This is a genomic window from Variovorax sp. dw_954 (genome assembly GCF_018449755.1).
Lineage (GTDB): Bacteria > Pseudomonadota > Gammaproteobacteria > Burkholderiales > Burkholderiaceae_C > Variovorax.
In genome coordinates, this window is sequence record NZ_JAAVVD010000038.1 from 1 (window position 1) to 19,972 (window position 19,972).

Here is a 19,972-nt window from a genome sequence, read left to right on the forward strand (position 1 = left end):
TTTGCTGAACGCGCTGCCGGAGTAGGGGAGGGCCTCGCGGACCCGTGGCCCGGGCTTCGTAGTCACTCGGCCTGGTGCTCTGGCGACGAGCCGGACGGTTATCTGCATGCCTCTCTTCCTCCAGACCGTCTCCTCCGGCTTGCATAGGACCTGCAATCCTGAGGTCCGAGCGGTGCGGTCCATCGGGCAGCAAAGCGTGAGCTTCGCGACTTGCGCAGCATCCGACGGCCTCGCATCTGGCGCCACGGCGATCACTTGCGCGCGGCCGGCGCAGTCGCCTGCCGAACAGCCGATCCGACCTGCTGCTGGACGGCAGCGCAGTCGGTGGTCTTGCCCGGGCCGGTCTCGATCAGCGGCAGCAGCCCTGCCAGCGGGGCCGCCGCGGCCAGCGCGATGGCGCCACCCGCGCGCGCAAGCAGAGGCCCCTTCTCGAACCGGTAGCCGGGCTGCATGAAGCTGCCGCGGAGGTGCAGAGGCGTGCGCAGGGAGAGCATGCCGGCCTTCTTGGGCTTGGGTGCGACGATGATGTCGAAGCGTTCGTTCGCAAGGTCGAAGCTGCCGCCTCCGAGGATCTGCGTCTGCTCGGTGTCGATGACGAACAGCGTCGATGTCCCGCGTCCGCCCTTGACGTCGAACGCGATGCCGCCGCAATTGACCCGGATGTCGCGATCGCCGCTGGCCAGCAGCCTCAACAGCTTGCCGCCGTTGAGCGAACTGGCGGCATCGCGCAGGTTGGAGACGCGGCCGTCCGCGATCGTGGCAGCCACGCGGCCATCGGCGCCGGCCGCCGCATCGCCGATCGAATTGCCGCTGCCCTTGAGTTCCAGCACCGCGCCCACACGGCCGGCGCCCTTGGCGATGGTCTCGCTGCGAGGAATCAAGCGGCCGACCTCCACGCCCCGCAGGTCGATGCGAACCTCGGACCGGATCGTGGGTTCGCGCGCATCGAGCGTCACCTGCGACGCGATGGTGCCACCGGCGAAGCCGAAGTCGAGCGGGGCGACCTTCAGGATCGAATCGTGCAGATGCAGCGTGGCGGAGAGGCTTTCCAGCGGCAGCGCCAGGGGCACCCGCAACTCGCTCGCGACCAGCGACACGTCGGCATCGATCTGTTGCAGGCGGCTGGCATCGAACGAACCGGCCGGCAGCAGGCGTTCGGGCTCGGTGGGCTGCGCCGTGGCCCTGGCACCCGGCCGGTCGCGCGACGGCGCCTGGGAGGCAGGGGGCTCGCCACTGGAGCCCTGGACCTGCATGCCAATCAGCGGGCCCAGATCCGCGATGTCGAGCAGACGGCTTTGCAGGTCCGCGGTCAGCAGCGGGCGCGGTTCCTTCTCGACGTAGGTGGCGTGGCCGGTGATGTCGGTCGAGCCGATCCGCCCGCGCAGGTCGTTCATCGTGTAGCGATCGCCTTCGAGGATCAGGCGGCCTTGCAGTCGGTAGGGGGGCGATGTCGGCAGCGGCAGCAGCAGGAAGGGGTACAGGCTGGCCAGCGTCTGGCCTTCGATCTGCAGTTGCGCGTCGATGGCCGAGACGTTGGCTGCGTCGGCGATCCTTCCTTCGACCGCCACCCTGGTCGATCCGGCGACAAATTCGCCCTTGAGCTGAAACGGCGCGCCGGATTCAGCGAAGCTGAGCACCTCGCCAGTCAGCGCATGGCCCGAGAAGGCCCTGCCGTGGTAGTTGCCCTTGAACTCGTATCGCGTCATGTAGCGGTTGCCCTCGGGGGTGCTTGTGGCGCTCTGGACCTTGTCGAGGCTGGCTGGTTCGAAGGTGCCGGCAACCACGTCGACCTCGATGGGCAGACCGTGATCGACATAGCGAATGCGCCCGTCCTGGAACGACAGCGTGCTGATGCGCAGCTTGCTCGGCCGTGTATCCGACGGGTCGGAAAGGATCCAGTTCTTGCGGTTGTCGGCCAACCGTTCGAAGACCAGGTCCGGGCGCGTCAGCGCCACCCGCGGCACCAGGATCCTGTCGGGCAGGTCGCGCAGCGAGATCGAGAATTCGAGCTCGTCGATGCGGGCCATCGGCGTTGCTTCGTGCGACCAGGCCGCATTGGCGAAGTAGACGTCGCGCATGCGGATCGTCGGCACGAGGCCGAGGCTGACGTGCAGGTCCGACATCCGGAACTCGCGCTCGGTCTTGCGCGAGATGTAGCGCTCCAGCGGCGGACGGACCCAGTTCCAGTCGAACGTGAGCACGAACGCGAGCACCGCCAGCGCCAGGCACGCGAATGCCATCCTCCAGGGGTGGTGACGCAACGGTTTCGGACGCAATGGGGTCGGGTCAGGATTCATGTTGCAGGACCGTGGCCGGAAGTGTGCGCCAGCCAGCCGGGTCATTGGCGACGGCAAGTGGGCGTTCGCACGGCCTTCGTCATCATCGACGTCACGACCGGATGTCTCGCACGAATCGCAGATCTGGCAGAGGGAGGCACGGTCTTCGGGTGGTCCCTTACATCGGCGGCTGGTGCGCCGGCGGGCGGTCTGCCTCTTCACCGCTGCGCCTGCGTGACGATGTTTGGCTGAAACGGCACCGCACAGTCAACCCCTTCGATAGTGGATGGATGCCGAGACAAATCTCCGTATGCGCGAAGTGTTCATTTAAAGTGGTCTGATGCCTTTCACCACTGCCAATGCCGCTCCCGGGTGCTGCTGCGCAGCAAGGGCCACCCATCAACCTGCCATTCCGCCACCCGTAAGCGGCCGGTTCGACCTCGTCGATCATTTCGGTCGACGCGTGAACGAACGCAGCTTTGGCTCGAAGCACCTTCTCGTGTTCTTCGGCTTCTCGCACTGCGCCGTTGTGTGTCCGCGGGAACTGTCGAAGCTCGGCGAGGCATTGGCGATGCTCGGACCGCTCGCCGACCAGGTGCAGGCTCTCTACGTATCCGTTGACCCCATCCGGGACACGCCCGGTGTGTTGCGGACGTACCTTGCGCAATACCGTCGCTTCGGCGATGGCTTCCTCGGGCTCACCGGCACGCAGGAGCAGGCGCAGGAGGCCAGGAAGTCGTTTCGCGTGTTCGCAGCGCGGCAAGACGAGCCCGACGCGCCCGATGGCTACGTGCTCTCACACACGGCCCTCTGCTATTTCATGGCGCCGGGCGGGACCTATCAAACCCACTTTGCCGACTCGCTCGATGCCGCGACGGTGTCGACCCGAATGCGGCGGTTTCTGGAGCGCCCCTTCCATGACTTCGCATGAAACGCAGCAACTCGATGACCTGCAGGTCGGCCATCTGCGGCACTTCGCCAATCTCTCGCGCCAGCCCATCAACGACTGGTCCTTCATGCAGGGTCGCGGCACTGGCCAGGATGATTTCGGTGGCTACCGCTTCCAGATGGCCTATATGGCTTACGCCCTGGCGCTCGCTCACCGCCATCGTCTACCCGCCGCGCCAGGCGTCTTCAAGCCGGTCTTCGAACGCTTGATGGAGAAGATGCTGCTGCCCGAGGTCTGGATGTATTGGGCGCGTGTGAGTCGCGGAGGCAGCGTCTTCAACGCGCATCTGTCCGACGCTTACACCGAAGACTGGAATCCGGTCGGTCGTGACAACATCATGTACAGCGCTTACGTGCAGTCGATGGCGCTGCTGTACAACTATCTGTTCGACGACAACCGCTACGCTGCACCGGGGGCGCTGAGCTTTCAGTACTGGTCCTTCTTCTGGGGCGGGAAGGAACGGCGTTTCGAATACGATCAGACGAGCCTCAACCAGCACATCTACTGGCAGATGGTCGAGAGCGGATACCTGGGCGTGGCTTGCGAGCCGAATTGCGTGTTCCAGATCTGCAACCAGCCCGCGATCCTGGGGTTTCGCATGCACGATCTCGTCACAGGCGAGTCGATGGCCCGGGAAGTGACCGAGGGCTACCAGAAGGCATGGGACCAATTCGGTCGGCTGGGGGCTAACGGGCACTACAACGCGATGCTCTCGCAGGACACGCGGGCGGTCCGCGACAACGCCGGACTCTCGCCGTGGGTCGATGCGTGGTGCGGCACGCTCATGAACATGTGGAACCGGGACTTCGTGCGTGAGCATTACCCGGCCCAGATCGCGGACTGGCTGGTCCGTGGGGCTGAAGGCGCCATGTCGGTCCGCTCGGTCGAGCGTCCCACGGTGATGGGCCAAACGATCATCAACGATGACTCGGACTTCGGATGGGCGGCCACCTGGGCTTCCGAGATGGGCGACACGGCGGTGCTCAAGGGCCTCCTGGCGCACGCCGACCGCTACATGAGCCCGCTCTGGCGTGACGGCGGTTACTGCTACCCACGCAACGACGTCATGTCAGACAAGGACGGCTTCCGATCGCTGGTGGAGCCCATGACAGGAAACGTGCTGCTTGGCTATGCCCGACTCAATGTGCCCGATGGCCTCTGGGGCCTGTACAACACGCCCTGGTCGAAAGCGCAACACCACGACCCGGCGCTGACGGAGGTGGGCGTGGGGGTGGACGTGCTGCAGGCCTACGTGGACCACGATGCGAGAGTGCTGAACTTTGCAGTACGACGGCAGCGAGCGCGAGACGAGGGCTTTGAGGTCGGCATCGGGCGATTGTCCGCCGCGGGTCATTGGACCCTGTTGCAACGTGGTGAGGTCGTCGCACGGGGCCACGGTGTGCAAATCTTGGCATCGGAGGCCTTCAATGTTCGCGCCATGTCCGGCGGCATTGAATTTACGTGTCCAAGCGGGGACGCAATTGCGTTCCGATTGCTGTTCGGCCTGGCCGAACGCGCAGCGGCCGCTTAGTCATGAAGCAGACAGCGATCCATCGCTGGATCGCGTGCGGGACGTGCTGTTGCAGATGCGGTGAAGTTGTTGCGCACGTCCGACCGGAGCGGTACGCTCCTGCCTCGGTTGCACCACATGGAAGTCATCCCCAAGATCAAAGACGGCGAGATCGACCTGCTGCATCTCCAGATCTTCGAGATCCTCCTGGTGGAGCGAAACCTGACGCGCTGTGCGCGGGTGCTCAACATGACCCAGCCGGCGCTGAGCAAGATGCTGGCGCGGCTGCGCCTCTTCTTCGGCGATCCGCTGTTCGTGCGCGTGGCGCTGCGGATGGAGCCGACCCCCAAGGCGCTTGAGCTCGCGCAACCGGTGCGCGCGGTGCTCGATGGCATGCGCGCGCTGCGCTCCGGCTACGTTGCTTTCGACCCGCTCACTTCGGAGCGCCGCTTCAGCGTCTTCATGGTGGATGCGGCCGTGGTGCAGATGCTGCCGCCGCTGCTGGCGGCCTTGCGCGTCGAAGCGCCCAAGGTGCACGTCCAGGCGGTTCCCTGCGATGTCCACCACCTGGACCAATGGCTGGAGTCGGGGCTTGTCGACTTCGCGATCGGCTCCTTTGCCTCGCTTACGCAAGGCATCCGGCGCCACCCGCTGTGGACGGAGCGCTACGTGTCGTTGTTTCGCAAGGGGCATCCGCGACTGTCGGCCGAGAACATGGCGGCAGGAGGCGACGACGCCCGCGCGCAAGACGCGCTCGAGCGCTTCATCAACGAGCAGCATGCGCTGGTCTCCGCCACCGGCACGGGCCATGAGTACGCCCATGCCGAACGTCAACTCGAGGCGATCCTGCCCAGCGACCACATCGTGTGCCGGGTCCCGACCTTCGCCTCCGCCGCACTCATCGCGAGGAACTCCGATGTCGTGGCGACGGTCCCGCGGACCTTGGGCACGGCGCTGGCCCGCGACCTGGACCTCGTGGCGGTCGAGCCGCCGCTGCCGTTGCCACCCATGGAGATCGCGCAGTACTGGCACGATCGCTTTCATCGCGATCCAGGCAGCCAGTGGTTCCGTTCGATCGTGCGGCGCCTGTTCGTGCGCGATGGCGCTCAAGCCACTTGAGCCACTTCTCGCGGCGAGGCAGCAGGCGTTGCCGGTGACGCTGCCACGGGATTGAGGACCAGGTCGAACTCCAGCAGGTACGTGCCGTCGGCCTGTAGTTGCCAGTCGCCGAGCAGGGATTCGCGCACGCCGAAGACGGCGTCGGAGTCGAGATACGCATCGCCCTTGCGGAAGACATGCGTCACGAGTGTCTCGAAGCCCGGTGCGGTCACCATGAAGTGCAGATGGGCGGGGCGCCAGGGATGGCGACGGGTCGCGCGCAGCATGTCGCCGACGGTGCCGTCGTCGGGGATCGGATAGGCCACCGGAAGGACGCTGCGGAAGTGGAAACGCCCCAGCGCGTCGGCCTCCAGCACGCCGCGCCCCTGCGCCTCTTCGAGCGCTTCTCTCTGCACGTCGTAGAAGCCCTCGCTGTCGGCTTGCCAGACCTCCAGCCGGGCACTCGGGATGGGTGTGCCGTCCAGGCTGCGTACGGTGCCTCGCACAACGCTCGGCTCGCCGCTCGCACCGTTGCCGACGTCGCCGCCGTTCTCGTAGTGCGGCGCGCCTGCGACATGGAACGGTCCGAAGACGGTTGCTTCAGTCGCGCCGGCGGGCTTGTCGTGGTTCAGCGCGACCGTCAGCATGGACAGTCCGAGCGTGTCGCTGAGAAGGATGAATTCCTGGCGCGTCGCGTCGCACTTCTGACCTGTGGCGGTCAGGAACTCGATGCCCTTCATCCACTCGGCCTCGGTCAGTTCGACCTCGCGCGCGAAGTCGTGCAGGTGTCGCACCAGGCTCGTGAGTATTCGCTTGAGTCGCGGGTCTGGCGTATCGGCGAAACGGTCGATCACCGCGTCGGTGATCGTGAACTGGTCGAGGTTGCGCATGGTGGTCTCCTTGGGTTTGACGTGGGGGGTTAGAAGGGGCAAAGCAACATGGCCCAGAGCCGCGTGCCCTGTGGTCGGTTGCGAGCGCCGAATTCCGACTGCATGCGCAGCGTGAGGGCGAACTTCGGTGTGATGCGATAGCTGCCGAACAGCCCGAGCGCGTTGACGCGGCCCTTGTTGTTGGGAACGGTGGCGCCGTTGACGTCGTCGTCGGTGGTTTGCCGGTACACGTAGCCGTTCAGGCCCAGGAGCAGTTGCGGCATCACCCGGTAGCCGGCGCTGAACTCGATGCTTGCTTCGTCGCCCGAGTGGTAGCCCGTGGCGCCATTGCGGTCGTTGATGCCGTAGCGGAACTTGGCGCTCACGTCGGAACGCGAGTCGGGAAACCAGGTGAAGGCATAGACGGGCGCCACCTGGTTGTAGTTGCGCCCTGTGTTCACGTTGTCGCGCACGTCGTAGCTGCCGGTGCGCAGGTGGGTCTCGATGCCCAGCGTCTGGTGAAAGCTCGTGCCGTGCCACCCGAGGATGATCGGCGAGAAGGACATGTCCGCGAGGCCGGTCTTCTCCCCGCCCTTGTCGAGCGGCGGCAGTGGCGCGCGGCGCGCGATGCCGAGGGTGAGATCCACCCCGCTGACGGGCTGGACGATGCGCGTCTCCACGTTCGCGCCCAGGAACAGCACGCCGGGCCATACGTACGACAGGCGCGGCGCGATCACGTCGGCCCGGAGATGGAAGTCCGAGAACTTCGCGCTGTCGTTGCCCGCGTTGTCCTTGTAGTGCGACGCCGCGTAGTGCTGGTAGAAGAGCAGCCAGTTCGCGCCCTCCGGCAGCATGTAGCCGGCGAAAGTGTTGTCGACGCCGATCGGATAGGAGTTGCCGCCGCCTTCGGTCGCGCGGGCCGTGTCGATCTGTGTCGACCAGGCACCCAGCGCGGCCAGCGCTGCGATCAGGGGCCGGCTTCGGCTGCTCATGGCGCGGGGCGGACGCCATCGAATGCGTCCTGCAACAGTCGACGGATGGCGTGCGCTTCGAGCGGGCGCGGGTTCGGATAGCGGTTCTGCATCGCAATCTCGCAGGCCCGGTCGAGATCGGCGCTGCGCATGCCGATGTCCTTCAGGGCCATGCGCGCACCGGCGCCCTGTGCGAGGTCGTAGACGCCTTGCGGCGCATCGTCGCGCCTCAGCGCTTTCGCGGTGCGCGCCATCGCGGCGGGCGCCGCCTTGGCGTTGTAGGCCAGTTCGTGCGGCAGCACGATCGTGTGCGTCTCGGCGTGCGGCAGGTTGAAGCTCCCGCCGAGCGTGTGGCACAGCTTGTGGTGCAGGCCCATGCCGACCGCGCCCAGGGCGGTGCCGCACAGCCATGCGCCGTAGAGTGCTTCGCCGCGCGCCGCCTCGACGCGCACGGGATCGGCGCTCGCCAGGGCAGGCAAGGCGCGGCCGAACGCCGCGATGCCTTCCTGCGCCATCAGGTCGATGACCGGGTTCGTGTCTGCCGCATAGAGGCTCTCCGCGGCATGCGCGAGTGCGTTCATGCCGCTGGTGATGCTCATGGCCACGGGCAGCGAAAGGGTCAGGTCGACGTCGTAGAGAACGGTGCGCGGCCGCACGCGTGCGTCGAGCCCGGTCTTCTTCACGCCGGCCTCGGTGATGCCGTAGATGCTGGTCATCTCCGACCCGGCGTAGGTGGTCGGGATGGCGATGATGGGCAGCGAGGACTCGAGCGCGATCGCCTTGCCAAGGCCGATGGTCGAGCCGCCGCCGATGGCCACGGCGCAATCGGCACCGAGCCGAGTGGCGAGGTCGCGCGCCTCGCGAGCCACCTCGATCGGCACATGCATTTCGGCGCGGTCGAAGATGCCGACGCAGCGGGCGCCGAGCAACCCGGCCACGCGCTCGGCCTCGGCGCGCTGGCCCGGCGTGCTCAAGACGATGGCGCGTGAAGCGCCCAAGGCGGCGACCTCCTTGCCGAGGCGCTCCAGCGTGCCGCTGCCGAACACCACGCGTTGCGCGTGGCCGGTGTAGATGAAGTCCTTCATGCCGAGGCACTCTTTTCCGGGTGGGACAGCGGTCGACGGGCCTGCGTGCGGTCCACGAAGCGGATGCGCAGTTCGTCGCCGCGCGCCGCTCCGAGGATGCCGTCGGTCACGAGGCGCACCATGCGACGGCCGGTCTCGCGGTCGTCGCGAATGCGCAGCCAGGCGGGAAGCCAAGGCGATGCGTCGTCGCGCTGTCGCACCGAACCTACGTAGTCGGCCGCTGCCGGCGCGCACATTCCGCGGCCCAACGCGGCCTCGACGACCAGCCGCGATGCCGCCAGCGCCCGCGTGATCGTCCCGGTCATCTCGTGTGGACGTTGCAGCACGGCGGAAGCGCCCGCGAGATCGCCACGCTCGATCAGGCGGCGCGCCTCGGTGGAAGAACTGCGCACGGCATCCTGCGTGCCGGGTACGCGATCGAGCTGCACGCCGGTGACCGCGAAGCCGAGCCGCAGCCCCAGCGTCGACAGGTACGCCACCGTGCCCTGCCGGCCGTGCCCGCAGGCGAAGTTCTCGCCCACGATCAGCTCGCGCATGCCGAGCGGGTTCATCAGCGTCGTCAGCACGAACTCGTCGGCCGGTTGCTGGCTGCGGGCATGGTCGAAGCGCAGCACGAGGCAGTGGTCGACCGCGCCGGTCGCGGCCAGCAGTTGCATCCGGTCGTCCAGGCTCGACAGCAGCATCGGGCAGGCGTCGGGGCGCACGACCGCACGCGGGTGCGGATCGAAGGTCACCACCGCGGTCGGCACGCCGAGCTGCCGGCCGCGTTCGCGAAGTTGCCGCAGCACTTTCGCGTGGCCACGGTGGACCCCGTCGAACATGCCGATGGAGACGACCGCGGCAGGCAGCCGCAGTTCGCTGGTGTCGGTGAGGACCTTCATGGCGCGGCCTCAGATGGCGAGGGTGGAACTCAGCGACAGGTGTTCCTGATGCCGGGCCGAGTCCATGGCCTTGGCATAGTCTGCCGTCGCCTTGTACTCGGTGTTGTCTTCGGCCACCGAGTCGATGCCGCAGACCTGCCGCGCGAGCTTGCCGTAGGTGCCAGAGCCGGAGAACTCGGCGCGCTGCATGGTCAGCATCCGGATGCTTTGCAGCGGCGTGCCGTTGAAGTTCTCGAAGACAAACAGGCGGCTGCCCCAGTCGGTGAGGAACAGGTCGCGAATCACGCGGCCGATGCGCAGGCGGTCCTTCGGGCGGCCGACCGGGCCACTGTTCATCCTTTCGAACAGCGTGTTGAGCTTGGAGTCTTCCCACTGGTCCTCGGTCGCGAAGAGCAGGGCGCTGCGGCCCGACAGGTCGACCAGTTCGTAGATCATCTGCGAGAAGTTCTCCAGATAGAGCGCGCGACCGAAGTCGTAGATCAGGATGTTCGGCTTGTAGAGTCCGCCCGGCGTGTGGAAGCCGAGCTCCTCGCTCGCCACCACGTGCGCGAGCATCGCCTGGTGGAAGCCGATGAGCTTCGCCACGCGCGTCTGCACCGCGGGAATCTTGCTGGTGCCGATGTGCTCGGTGATCAGCACGGCAAGGCCGGCCATGAGTTCGGCACGCACCATCTGGCGCACCAGCGCGTGGTAGTGCAGCCAGTCGAACACGCGCTGCGGATAGAGCTTGGCATGCTCGGCGTTGCCGAGGTGGAAGACATGCGACCACGGAATGAAGACCTTGTCGAACACTGTCATGCCGTCGAGCTCGTCGCCCTTGGAGGCGAGCGGATGCTCGACCGCGTCTTCCTTGACGAGGCTCTCGCGGCAGACCACGCTGACGCCCCTGGTCGCCACCGGCACCGCGGCGAAGATGATCTGGTCGCCAGGAATGCCGGGACGGAAGAACACGCCGATGTGCACCCAGTCGGCGAAGGCGGTGCCGGTCGACACGGCTTTCACGCCGTCGACGACGATGCCCTGCTCGTTGCGCTCGATCACGCGCAGGCCTGGAGACTTCGCTTGCGCTTCGGGTGTCGAACGGTCCATCTGCGGGTCGACGAAATTCGGCGCGCAGTTGTGGTCGCGGTTGCGCACGAACTCGGCGAAGTCGAGGATGTTCTGCGCGAGCGGCCGGCCCTCGGTGCCGACGGAGGTCTTCTGCCAAGGCATCGGATCGTCGGTGTACGTGGTCAGCACGTAGTTGTTGACGTCCGGCGTGCGCGGGAAGGAGGCGCCCATCATTTCGCGCATCACGGTCTCGTGGTAGCGGCGCTTCTTCTTCAGCTCCTCCTTCGTGTGATGGCCGAACCACATCATCGAACGGCGCTCGCCCTTGTCGTCGACATAGGTCATCACGTCCTGCAGGTCGGGGCGATGGTGCAGGTCGTAGAAGTCGGCATGGCGCTGCGCGTAGTCGCGCGTCTTCGGATGCGTCGCGACGTTGTCGATCTTCTCGTTGCCGACCCACACGACGCGGCCGTCGTTGAGGGACTCGAGGTATTGCTTTCCGGTTCTGAGCATGGCTGTTCCTTGGTGGAGGGGGAGAACGAAAGAAACCGTTGGCTCAGGCGTGAGCTGCCGGCTGGGTGGTTGCATAGGAGCGCTTGCAATAGACAAGCGGATCGCGGTGCTCTTCGGTGTGCGTCGTCGTCGCCAGCACGCGGGCGAGGAATACGCTGTGGGTGCCGACTTCCATTGCGCTGACGACGCGGCAATCGAGTGCGACGAGTGCGTCTTCGCTGTAGGGCGCGCCGGTCGACAGCGTGCGCCACTTGCCTTGCTCGAAGCGCTCCTTCATCGGCACGGCGCCGACGCCGGCGAACAGGTCGGACGTGCTGCGCTGGTGCGCACTGAGCCAGTTCACGCACAACACGTCGTTGGCCTTGACCACGCTGTTCACGTAGCTGCGGCGGTTCATGCACACCAGCAGCGTCGGCGGGTCCGCGCAGACGGAGGCGACCGCCGAGCAGGTCACGCCGGCCATGCCGCCGGGGCCGTCGGTGGTGACGATGGTCACCGCCGTCACGGCATGGGCGAGGGCTTCGCGGAACTCGGAATCGGAGATGCTCGATTCGAAAGTCTGGGTGACTGCTTCGATCACTGCGTCGTGGGTCATGGCTGCACTCCTCAGGTTCGCTGGGACAGAGGCCGGAATGGCGCTCTGTGGCTGAGGAAAATGGTATGAGGACGGGCCGGCGGGCACCATCCGCTGCAGCGGAATACACACTATTCCCGGATCGCTGCGCAGAGGGCAGCAGCGCCTCAATCCACGTCGGTTTACACCCAGCTGAAACAGTGATGCGCATGCACGGATGCGCGCCGCGTTTCGAGTGAAGCAACGCTTCGCGAGTTGCTTGTGCACCACCCATCTCGGCGAGTCTCCGCGTCGATTCCGTCATCTGCATCGGTGATTTGACGAGATGCAAGAAGCGTCGGCCGCCCGGACTTGGCCTTGGCCACATCGTTGGGTAGCATTCGAGAGCAACTTCGGAGAGCTCGAATCTTGGCAGCCAGCAATCCACACTCGTTCACCGCGGAAGAATCGCTTGCGTGCCTCAAGGAGGGTAACGAGCGTTTCGTCAACGGCCTTGCGCGCTTCCCGACCGTGCAGAAGGAGGTCCTCGCGGACCTCGCGAAAGGCCAGCATCCCCACACCACGATACTGGGATGCAGCGACAGCCGCGTGCCGCCCGAGCTCGTGTTTGACGCCTCATTCGGGGAGCTCTTCGTCATTCGCGTGGCGGGCAATGTGCTCGGGCCCGCGATCCTGGGCACGCTGCAATACGCGGGTTTGCATCTGCGCACGCCGCTTTTCGTCGTCATGGGCCACGAAGGGTGCGGAGCCGTGGATGCCGCGATCGGCTCAAGGTTTCATGGCGTCGCACAACAGAGCCGCATCGAGGCCCTGCTCGAAAACATCGGGCCGGCTCTTGACGATCTCGATGCGTCGCTGCCGCATGAGGCTTTGCTGCACGCTGCGGTCGAGGCCAACGTGCGTCACACGGTCCATGCGCTTCTCGGCACGGGGGAAGTCCAGGCGCGACTCGCGGAGGGGGAAATGAAGCTGATCGGTGCGGTCTACGACCTCGAGTCGGGCCGGGTCCGCTTCCTGGACTGACGCGGGCTACGGGACTTCATCAACCCTTCGTCAGAAGACCAAAAACAGCGACGCCATTCGTGGTCCCGACATAAACCTTCCCATTGGCAACCATCGGCGTGATGTACTTGTTCCCCGCACCGAACTGGTCACGCGTACCCATCTGATTGCTGTTGTAGAACTCGGTGGCGAGATTGCCGGGGTCGAACGCATGCAAGGCCGCAACGTTGCCATTCTCGGCCGCCCACACGATGCCTTGGGCAGACCCATTGGCCGACACACTCGGTGTCGTGCCGGGAAAAACAAAAGTCATGCCTGTCTGACTGGACGGCGTCGCCGACAACCTCGCATCGGCAATCTTGAACGCCTTCAAGTGATCGCTGACGGAGCCAAAATAAATCGTGTTGTTGAAATACGCCGGCATGCCGAATTCGCCGCCGCCCAGCTGTGCAGGAATCTCCTGGTAGATGTTGTCGCCAGCAGCGTTGAACTTCCCCATCGAGTCACGATCGAGCACATAGATGATGTTGTCCTTGCCCGCTCCCAGGGTGAGATGACGAACAACACCACTCGCATCCGCGAGATCCGGCAGCACAAGCGCGCCACCCGAGCCGAGGTCTTCATCCGCGTTGGACTCCTGAACAGTCTTCGACATCGCGAAGTAGTCCGCGACCGACAGCCCGCCGCTCGTGCCGAGTTTCAGATAGGTATTTCCGAAGTCGCCTTGCGCAGGAAAGCCGCTGGCGTTCAAGGTGGTATCGAACGTGCCGTTCGCGTCGAGCAGGTAGATCGATGAGCCATCCGATGCGGGGCCGGCGCCGCTCATCCAGACCGATCCGCGCGCACCATTCGGCGTGACGTTGAGTACGGACGCCTGCTGCAACGTGTCCGCGCTGAAGCCGATGATCCAGCCGTTGTACGCGCCCCCGTCGCAATGCGAGGTCCACGTCGTGTAGACGACGCCCTTGAGCAGCAGCAACCCCGCGCGCTCGGCATAGGACGACGGCGCAAACACGACGCGGCCGTTCGAACTGTTCGGACCGCTACCCGGATACGACGCGGCGACCTCGGTCGGTCCGTTCAATTGTTCGGCGCCAGTCGCGAGGTCGAGCGCATGTACGCGCTGGTGGTAGCCGCCGCCGGAATCCTTCGTCATCGCGACGAAAAAGATGGTGCCATGCGTCCCGCGTGAGCGGTCGATGACCGGCGTCGACGTGATGCCGATCTCGGGCGTGATCTGGCCGCAGCCGTGATCGTCGCTGGTTGTCTCGCCAGCGCCAAGTGCCGATGCTTTCCACAGTTGCGCGCCGGTGTCGGCATCGAGCGCGAACACGCTGTCGTGTTCGGTGACCACGTACAGCACGTTGTGCGTGCCGCCGGCCATCGCCAGCGCGCCGACGAAAAGCGGCTGCCCATCCACCTTGCCGTCGACCGTAAAGAAGCCGACCTTGCCGAAGGTCGTTGCGTTGACGTTCGCGGGCGTGAGGATGGTTTCGTGGAGGTTCTGGCCAGTGCGCGCAATGTCGTTGTGGTAGGTCACGACATCGGCGGCCGCGGACACCGCGGCGCCGACCGGCGAGGTGGCGGTACCGCTCGTGCTTCCAGTCCCGCCGGTGGTGCTGCCGCCGCCCGCTGCGGTCGTCGGGCTGACGCTGCCCGCGGCGGGCGTTGGGCCGCCGCCGACCGCTGCGGGCGTCGGGCCGCCCGAACCGCTGGCAACGGTGCTGGCGATGCCTGGAGTTCCGCCGCCACCTCCACTGCAACTCAGGAAGATCGTGGCGCAAAGAAACAGCGCGCCCAGCAGCACGAAAAGGCGGGAGAGTGGCGGCGTTCGCATGGCATCCAGTTTGACGTTCGGTTTCAAGGTGGTGCAGACATAGCCCTTTCGCCGCCGCTCAAGCGACGGGCGCCAGTTCGACATTGGACTCCTCAATCGGTCCAGTTGGGTTGGCGGCCTCGCGAGAACGCCACGCCGCTATTGCCAAGGGTCGCGCGCGCTGCGGGCAGCCTGGGGGCTACTTGTTCCTGAAGGTGTCGTGGCAGGTCTTGCAGGTCTCGCCCAACGTGCCCATGGCGGCTTTCAGTGCGTCGAGGTTGCCGGCTTTCGCGGCGACCTGGAGCTTCTGGGTGTCGGACATCAACCTCTCGCTGAGCTCCTTGAACTTCGCCTGCTCCTGCCAGATCTCCGGCTTGGCCTTGCCGCCTTCGGTACCGGGCCCGAATCCGGCCCAGGGAAGCTTCGATATTTCGGCCACAACCTCCGCGTTGGCCACCGCGGTCGTCGCATCGTAGGGCACCCTGCCGGCGGCCATGGCACCCAGGCGGCCGACATGCTGGCCCTGGATGAACATCACGCTCTGACGGTACTTGATGGCATCTTCGGTCTTGGCGAACTGCGCGCCGGCCGACATGGAAAAGCCGCCGCAAGTGGCGACCAGGATGAGGGGAGCAAGGGTCTTCATTCGTTGGTCCTTCTTGTTCGCGCACCGCGGAGTACGGCGCCCACCGGTTTCGATTCGCTGCGGTTCGGGACTGGAGACAGCCCACGGCGCGGTTCATTCCGCGCTGGAGGCGGAACGTTCATTCCCGGAAACGCGCGATCGGTTCAATACCCATGAAGCCTGGGCACGGGTTCCGCGTGTCGCCTGCCACGGCCTTTGGCGAGCGCAACTGCAACACTCCCGGTCGCGGCCAGCCGCGGTGGGCCCCTGTCCAGAGGGGTTCATGAGCCCGGGGGTTCATGAGCCCGGCGCAGCAGGGGGCGCACCGTTCTCGCGTCGATGCTGGCGCTTGCTTTTTCTTACTTCCACGCAGTGAACCCCGGCGGCCTCCGCGGGAATTCACGGTCCGGTGCTGTTCGGCGCGGCACCGCAACGACCAACCGTGGAGAGCAACGATGAACACTTCATTACCGCGCAGGCCACTTCTCATCGGTTCGCTCATCGCCTTGGCCCTCCCAGGCTGCGGCGGCGGCGGCAACAACGGGGCTTTCATCCCTGCGGCTACGCCGGCGCCCATGGCCACGCCGACACCCGCGGCCGCGCCCGCCATGGTTGGCGGCTTCAGCGCCACCGCCCTGGTGTCCGACGTTGCCCTCAGCGCGTACAGCGCCACCAATCGCGACACCCATCTGGTCAATGCCTGGGGGATCGCCTTCAACCCGAAAGGCTTCGTCTGGGTGGCCGACAACGGCACGGACAGCTCCACCCTGTATGACGGCAATGGCGTGCCGCAATCGCTCGTCGTGAGCACCCCGCCGAGCCCGACCGGTATCGTCTTCAACGGCAGCAGCACCGACTTCACGCTGACGAGCGGCGGCAAGAGCGGCGCCAGCCCCTTCGTGTTTGCGACAGAAAGCGGCATGTTGGCCGCATGGTCGCCAGCCGTCGATTCCACCGCAGCCCTCGCGGTCTACGACGGCAGCGGCGCGGGCAAGGTCTACAAAGGTCTGGCCATCGGCAGTTCGGGGGGCGCCAACTTGCTGTATGCCACCGATTTCCACAACGGTGCAGTTGACGTGTTCAATGGCAGCTTCCAGCTCAACCCCGCCAGCGGAGCCTTTCACGACCCGGCGCTGCCTGCCGGTTTTGCCCCCTTCGGCATCCAGGCCCTGGGCAATCTGATCTACGTGAGTTACGCGATGCAGGATGCCGACGCCCATGACGAGGTGGACGGCGCCGGCCTTGGCTTCATCGACGTCTACGATACTGCCGGCACCTTCATCAGGGAGTTGGTGGGGGCGGGCGGCGCACTCAACGCGCCTTGGGGCATGGCGATGGCGCCTGGCAGCGGCTTCGGCGCCTTCAATGGCGCGCTGCTGGTGGGTAATTTTGGTGACGGCAAGATCAATGCCTACGACCCCAACACCGGCGCCATGCTGGGCACCCTGTCGGATGGCACCGGCGCGCCGCTGGTGATCGACGGCCTGTGGGGCATCGCATTCGGCAACGGTCTCGACAGCCAGCCCAAGACGACCCTGTTCTTCGCCGCCGGGCCCAACGGCGAGTCTCACGGGGTTTATGGCCGCATTGATGCGAACTGAATCGATCAGCGGAGCACACTTCACTCGAACGCGTGGCGGATCAGCGTACGAATGCCGCAGGCGAATAGTTCGCGAGTTCGGCGAAGAGCTTTGTCCACGCGCGCGTGCCATCCTGAATCGAGCTCAACCTGAAGAACTCGTTGGGTGCGTGAACATCCTCGTCGGGCAGGTTGTAGCCGAACATCAAGGTGTCGATACCCAATGTCTGCTTGAAGATCGCCGTGATCGGCACGGTCGCGCCGAGCCGGACGTGTATGGCCCGATGGCCGGTCTCCCGCTCGAGAACCGCCTCCGCGGCGCGCACGAGTGGATGATCAGGGGCAAGGCTCGAGGCGGGCGATCCGTCGTTCATTGCCACGACGTCCAGCGCGCATTCCTTCGGGCAATGCTGTCGCAGATGGTCCAGGATCGATTGAAGGACGGCCGGAGGATCCTGTCCCTCGACGACCCGTACGGTCAGCTTGACACCGGCCTCGCAGGGAACGATCGTCTTTCCACCGTCTCCCGTGTAGCCGCCCCAAAGACCGTTGACGTCCAATGCCGGGCGCAGAGTCACGCGTTCACGCGGCGTAAAGCCCACCTCACCATGAGAGCTGCCGCCCACGTCCGAAAAGAAAGCAGCTTCGTCGTATGGGAAGGCGGCCGTGTCGGCACGCTGCTTCGGCGTCGGTGGTGCCGAGCCAAGATAGAAACCTTCGACAGCCACGCTCCCATCGCTGTTGTGGAGCGACGTGACAAGCCGCGCCATCTCGTGCAACGCATTTCTCACACTGCCGCCGTATCGCCCGGAGTGCAGGTCCTTGTCCGCAGTCCGCAAGCGCACTTCGAGTTGTGCATTTCCACGGGCGCCGGTATTGATTGTCGGCACCATCGCGCTGGCGCGGCCCCCGTCGGCTGACAACACGGCATCGGCCATCAGCAGCGAGCGATGGCGCTCGACGATCGAGCGCAACGTGGGGCTGCCCGTTTCTTCTTCACCCTCCAGGAACACCTTGATGTTGACGGGGCACCCGCCCTGCACTGCGAGATATGCGGCCACGACTTCGAGCGCGATGGTGGTCGAGCCTTTGACGTCGGATGTTCCGCGCGCATACAGCCGGTCGCCGATTTCGGTCGGCTCGAATGGCGGGGTGCGCCAGAGCTCAACCGGGTCGGCGGGCTGTACGTCGTAGTGGCCGTAGACCATCAAGGTCGGTTTGCCTGGCGCGCCATTCCATTCCCCGTAGACCGCTGGCTCACCGCCTCCATCCAGCAGGCGAACCCCGCTCAGTCCGATCTCGCGCAGTCGTTCGAGCAAGAGCAGGCGCGCAGCCGCCATGTCGGAGGAATATGCGGGATCGGCGCTGACGCTGGGGATGCGCAGGAAGGTCTTCAGCCAATCCACGATGGCTGGTTGTCGCGCGACGAGATGGGCAATGACAAGTTGTTCGGTCATGAGGTTTTCAGCCAGTATCAGTAGAGGGGAGGGAACACGGCGGGACCCCACACGGTGTCGCACTGGTGCGCCTGCTCGAACGCATTGGTTGTCGCCACGACCGAGGGGTATGTGAAGCTGACGATCGTGCGGTCACTCGGCCCGGTGAAGCGCGGCCAGTGCGTCGTGATATTTCGACCGTCCCCGTTGGGGTCGCTGTTCTTCGCAAAGTTGAGCAGATAGGTCATCACCTGGACCGACAGCGCCTTGCGCTGAGCCATCGTGGCGACATCGGGCGCGGCGTTGCGCTGGTCGAAATAGGGATAGCTGGCCAGTGCATCGACCGTGCCGGTGAGGTAGTAGCTGTCCATGCCATGGGAAGAGCCGTAGTAGAAAGCCGTGGGGGCGACAGCCGGGAACGAGAGCTGCGGATCGACAAATTCGTAGCCGTACACAGGCACCCAGGCGGACAGGGCCGTGCGACGAGAACTGTTTGCGCACGAATACAACGAGTCACCCAAGGCACGTGCATAGCCTTGCGCGGGCACTGCGAAACTGGCGCCCGGATACGCCGCATCGAGCTTCGTCGCGTCGTATCCCGTCGGGGCCAGGGAGTGCAGATACAACCCATAGTTGGCCGCCGTCTCCGTGGTGTCCGCGAAGATCGTTCCTTCGTCGTAGACGCCACCGATCATGACCGGCACCTGGTTGAAATTGCCAGTCTCGAAGGCCCGCGCGGGCACCTGCGTCACGATCTGGTTGTCGACGGTCGGACGCCATTTGAGTCCCCCTTGCGCCAGCAAGGCAGACACCGGCACGGCGCGCAGACAGGCGACAACATCCGCCGCATTGGTGCAGCCCAGGTTCGCGACGGCGGTATCACCGACTGCAAGTGAACTGTCCATGGTCGGATTGGAGTACTCGCCAGATCCGCCGCTCTCCATGACCGCGCGTTGGAAGAGTCCCTTTGCTTTCGGCGACTGCACCAGGGTGAAGGTCTGGGTGCCCCCGGCAGAGAGTCCCCAGAGCGTCACGTTGCCGGGGTCGCCGCCGAACGCCGCAATGTTTTTCTTCGTCCAGTCAAGCGCGGCAAGTTCGTCCATCAGCGCGAAATTTCCGAGGCTGCCGTCCTTGTTTGCCGCGCGCAGCGCCTTGTTCGCCAGGAACCCGAGCGCGCCCAGACGGTAGTTCATGCTCACCACGACGACTCCGCTGCTCGCCAGGGTGCCAGGGCCTTGCGCGCCCGAGCCCAGGGTGAAAGCACCGCCGTGGATGTAGAAAATCGTCGGCAATTTGTCGCCGGGTTTTGCCCCTGCGGGCTTCCACACGTTGAGGTAAAGGCAGTCTTCGGACGAGGTCGGCTCGATGCCCGGACCTTGGGCGCAAGCGCTGCCGAACTTTGTTGCCTGAAGGACGGCGCTGTGCGCGGCCGGCGGCTGGGGCGGTGCCCACCTCAAGTTGCCTGTTGGCGGTTGCGCGTAGGGGATGCCCAGAAAGGCGACGGAGTCCGTTCCTGCTACGCCCGCGACCGTCCCTTCGGTCGTCACGGCGATGTTGGGCGCCTGCTCAGCGGGTGGCGTCGAAGTCGGTGCAGTCGGGGTTGCCACCGCCGGAGCGGCGGCAACGGGCGGGACGAGCCCAAATCCGGCGGAACCACTGCTTCCACCGCCGCCGCATGCTGTCAGTGCGAGCGTTGCGGCGATCGCAGGGAGCGCGAAATTGATCTGCTTCATTGATT

At 65.5% G+C, this 19,972-nt stretch carries 16 protein-coding genes; 5 read left to right on the forward strand and 11 right to left on the reverse strand.

Going from position 1 to position 19,972, the window contains the following annotated elements; genetic code table 11:
• Nucleotides 1-251: 251 nt before the first annotated feature.
• Nucleotides 252-2,498: an AsmA family protein gene (locus HB681_RS34875; protein ID WP_213959470.1), complete on the reverse strand. Its 2,247-nt coding sequence runs from the start codon at nucleotides 2,496-2,498 to the stop codon at nucleotides 252-254.
• A 118-nt stretch (nucleotides 2,499-2,616) separates the two neighbouring features.
• Between HB681_RS34875 and HB681_RS34880 the strand changes: the two genes are divergently transcribed.
• The 3 genes from HB681_RS34880 to HB681_RS34890 all read left to right on the forward strand — a co-directional run bounded on the left by HB681_RS34880 (nucleotide 2,617) and on the right by HB681_RS34890 (nucleotide 5,854).
• Nucleotides 2,617-3,207: an SCO family protein gene (locus tag HB681_RS34880; RefSeq protein ID WP_256735224.1), complete on the forward strand. Its 591-nt coding sequence runs from the start codon at nucleotides 2,617-2,619 to the stop codon at nucleotides 3,205-3,207.
• Nucleotides 3,194-4,756 (forward strand): hypothetical protein, encoded by a 1,563-nt coding sequence (locus tag HB681_RS34885; RefSeq protein WP_213959472.1) that lies wholly within the window; start codon nucleotides 3,194-3,196, stop codon nucleotides 4,754-4,756. Before HB681_RS34880 ends, HB681_RS34885 begins: the two co-directional genes overlap by 14 nt.
• Before the next feature lie 117 nt (nucleotides 4,757-4,873).
• Entirely contained in the window at nucleotides 4,874-5,854 is a 981-nt protein-coding gene (locus HB681_RS34890) for a LysR family transcriptional regulator (RefSeq protein ID WP_213959473.1), read from the forward strand.
• On the opposite strand, the gene HB681_RS34895 is transcribed toward HB681_RS34890, so the two are convergent.
• From HB681_RS34895 to HB681_RS34920, 6 genes are read right to left on the reverse strand one after another with little or no spacing between them, the layout of a single operon-like run.
• Nucleotides 5,842-6,723 (reverse strand): intradiol ring-cleavage dioxygenase, encoded by an 882-nt coding sequence (locus HB681_RS34895; protein WP_213959474.1) that lies wholly within the window; start codon nucleotides 6,721-6,723, stop codon nucleotides 5,842-5,844. The two genes, HB681_RS34890 and HB681_RS34895, sit on opposite strands and share 13 nt — an antisense overlap.
• Nucleotides 6,724-6,752: 29 nt before the next feature.
• On the reverse strand, nucleotides 6,753-7,694 hold the full coding sequence (locus tag HB681_RS34900) for a transporter (RefSeq protein ID WP_213959475.1): 942 nt from the start codon (nucleotides 7,692-7,694) through the stop codon (nucleotides 6,753-6,755).
• The gene (locus HB681_RS34905; protein WP_213959476.1) at nucleotides 7,691-8,758 is read right to left on the reverse strand and encodes a maleylacetate reductase; all 1,068 of its coding nucleotides are present in this window, start codon (nucleotides 8,756-8,758) and stop codon (nucleotides 7,691-7,693) included. The genes HB681_RS34900 and HB681_RS34905 overlap by 4 nt, the downstream gene beginning before the upstream one ends.
• On the reverse strand, nucleotides 8,755-9,639 hold the full coding sequence (locus HB681_RS34910) for an FAD synthetase family protein (protein WP_213959477.1): 885 nt from the start codon (nucleotides 9,637-9,639) through the stop codon (nucleotides 8,755-8,757). Before HB681_RS34910 ends, HB681_RS34905 begins: the two co-directional genes overlap by 4 nt.
• Nucleotides 9,640-9,648: 9 nt before the next feature.
• Complete coding sequence (locus tag HB681_RS34915; RefSeq protein ID WP_213959478.1) at nucleotides 9,649-11,202, reverse strand: 4-hydroxyphenylacetate 3-hydroxylase N-terminal domain-containing protein; 1,554 nt, start codon at nucleotides 11,200-11,202, stop codon at nucleotides 9,649-9,651.
• Nucleotides 11,203-11,245: 43 nt separating this feature from the next.
• Nucleotides 11,246-11,797 carry a flavin reductase gene (locus HB681_RS34920; RefSeq protein ID WP_213959479.1) on the reverse strand — a complete coding sequence of 184 codons (552 nt, stop codon included), beginning with the start codon at nucleotides 11,795-11,797 and terminating at the stop codon, nucleotides 11,246-11,248.
• A gap of 387 nt (nucleotides 11,798-12,184) precedes the next feature.
• Here HB681_RS34920 and HB681_RS34925 point away from each other — a divergent pair, with 387 nt between their 5' ends.
• Complete coding sequence (locus HB681_RS34925; protein ID WP_213959480.1) at nucleotides 12,185-12,799, forward strand: carbonic anhydrase; 615 nt, start codon at nucleotides 12,185-12,187, stop codon at nucleotides 12,797-12,799.
• 19 nt (nucleotides 12,800-12,818) lie between these two features.
• Here the strand turns inward: HB681_RS34925 and HB681_RS34930 are convergent, their stop codons facing one another.
• Entirely contained in the window at nucleotides 12,819-14,615 is a 1,797-nt protein-coding gene (locus HB681_RS34930) for a PQQ-binding-like beta-propeller repeat protein (protein WP_213959513.1), read from the reverse strand.
• A 178-nt stretch (nucleotides 14,616-14,793) separates the two neighbouring features.
• Nucleotides 14,794-15,240, reverse strand: a complete 447-nt coding sequence (locus tag HB681_RS34935; protein WP_213959481.1) for a cytochrome c — start codon at nucleotides 15,238-15,240, stop codon at nucleotides 14,794-14,796.
• 554 nt (nucleotides 15,241-15,794) lie between these two features.
• On the opposite strand from HB681_RS34935, the gene HB681_RS34940 reads away from it, so the two are divergent.
• Nucleotides 15,795-16,820: a TIGR03118 family protein gene (locus HB681_RS34940; protein WP_213959482.1), complete on the forward strand. Its 1,026-nt coding sequence runs from the start codon at nucleotides 15,795-15,797 to the stop codon at nucleotides 16,818-16,820.
• Between the two features lie 40 nt (nucleotides 16,821-16,860).
• Here HB681_RS34940 and HB681_RS34945 read toward each other — a convergent pair whose 3' ends face one another.
• Complete coding sequence (locus HB681_RS34945; protein WP_213959483.1) at nucleotides 16,861-18,255, reverse strand: dipeptidase; 1,395 nt, start codon at nucleotides 18,253-18,255, stop codon at nucleotides 16,861-16,863.
• Between the two features lie 17 nt (nucleotides 18,256-18,272).
• Nucleotides 18,273-19,967 (reverse strand): carboxylesterase family protein, encoded by a 1,695-nt coding sequence (locus HB681_RS34950; RefSeq protein ID WP_213959484.1) that lies wholly within the window; start codon nucleotides 19,965-19,967, stop codon nucleotides 18,273-18,275.
• Nucleotides 19,968-19,972 lie beyond the last annotated feature (5 nt).

Excerpts from the sequence above, each read along its gene's own strand:
- HB681_RS34910 (WP_213959477.1), bottom strand. The coding sequence starts at position 9,639 with ATGAAGGTCCTCACCGACACCAGCGAACTGCGGCTGCCTGCCGCGGTC.
- HB681_RS34885 (WP_213959472.1), top strand. The coding sequence starts at position 3,194 with ATGACTTCGCATGAAACGCAGCAACTCGATGACCTGCAGGTCGGCCAT.
- HB681_RS34900 (WP_213959475.1), bottom strand. The coding sequence starts at position 7,694 with ATGAGCAGCCGAAGCCGGCCCCTGATCGCAGCGCTGGCCGCGCTGGGT.
- HB681_RS34940 (WP_213959482.1), top strand. The coding sequence starts at position 15,795 with ATGGCCACGCCGACACCCGCGGCCGCGCCCGCCATGGTTGGCGGCTTC.
- HB681_RS34935 (WP_213959481.1), bottom strand. The coding sequence starts at position 15,240 with ATGAAGACCCTTGCTCCCCTCATCCTGGTCGCCACTTGCGGCGGCTTT.
- HB681_RS34950 (WP_213959484.1), bottom strand. The coding sequence starts at position 19,967 with ATGAAGCAGATCAATTTCGCGCTCCCTGCGATCGCCGCAACGCTCGCA.
- HB681_RS34895 (WP_213959474.1), bottom strand. The coding sequence starts at position 6,723 with ATGCGCAACCTCGACCAGTTCACGATCACCGACGCGGTGATCGACCGT.
- HB681_RS34880 (WP_256735224.1), top strand. The coding sequence starts at position 2,617 with ATGCCTTTCACCACTGCCAATGCCGCTCCCGGGTGCTGCTGCGCAGCA.
- HB681_RS34930 (WP_213959513.1), bottom strand. The coding sequence starts at position 14,615 with ATGCGAACGCCGCCACTCTCCCGCCTTTTCGTGCTGCTGGGCGCGCTG.
- HB681_RS34920 (WP_213959479.1), bottom strand. The coding sequence starts at position 11,797 with ATGACCCACGACGCAGTGATCGAAGCAGTCACCCAGACTTTCGAATCG.
- HB681_RS34945 (WP_213959483.1), bottom strand. The coding sequence starts at position 18,255 with ATGACCGAACAACTTGTCATTGCCCATCTCGTCGCGCGACAACCAGCC.
- HB681_RS34915 (WP_213959478.1), bottom strand. The coding sequence starts at position 11,202 with ATGCTCAGAACCGGAAAGCAATACCTCGAGTCCCTCAACGACGGCCGC.
- HB681_RS34890 (WP_213959473.1), top strand. The coding sequence starts at position 4,874 with ATGGAAGTCATCCCCAAGATCAAAGACGGCGAGATCGACCTGCTGCAT.
- HB681_RS34905 (WP_213959476.1), bottom strand. The coding sequence starts at position 8,758 with ATGAAGGACTTCATCTACACCGGCCACGCGCAACGCGTGGTGTTCGGC.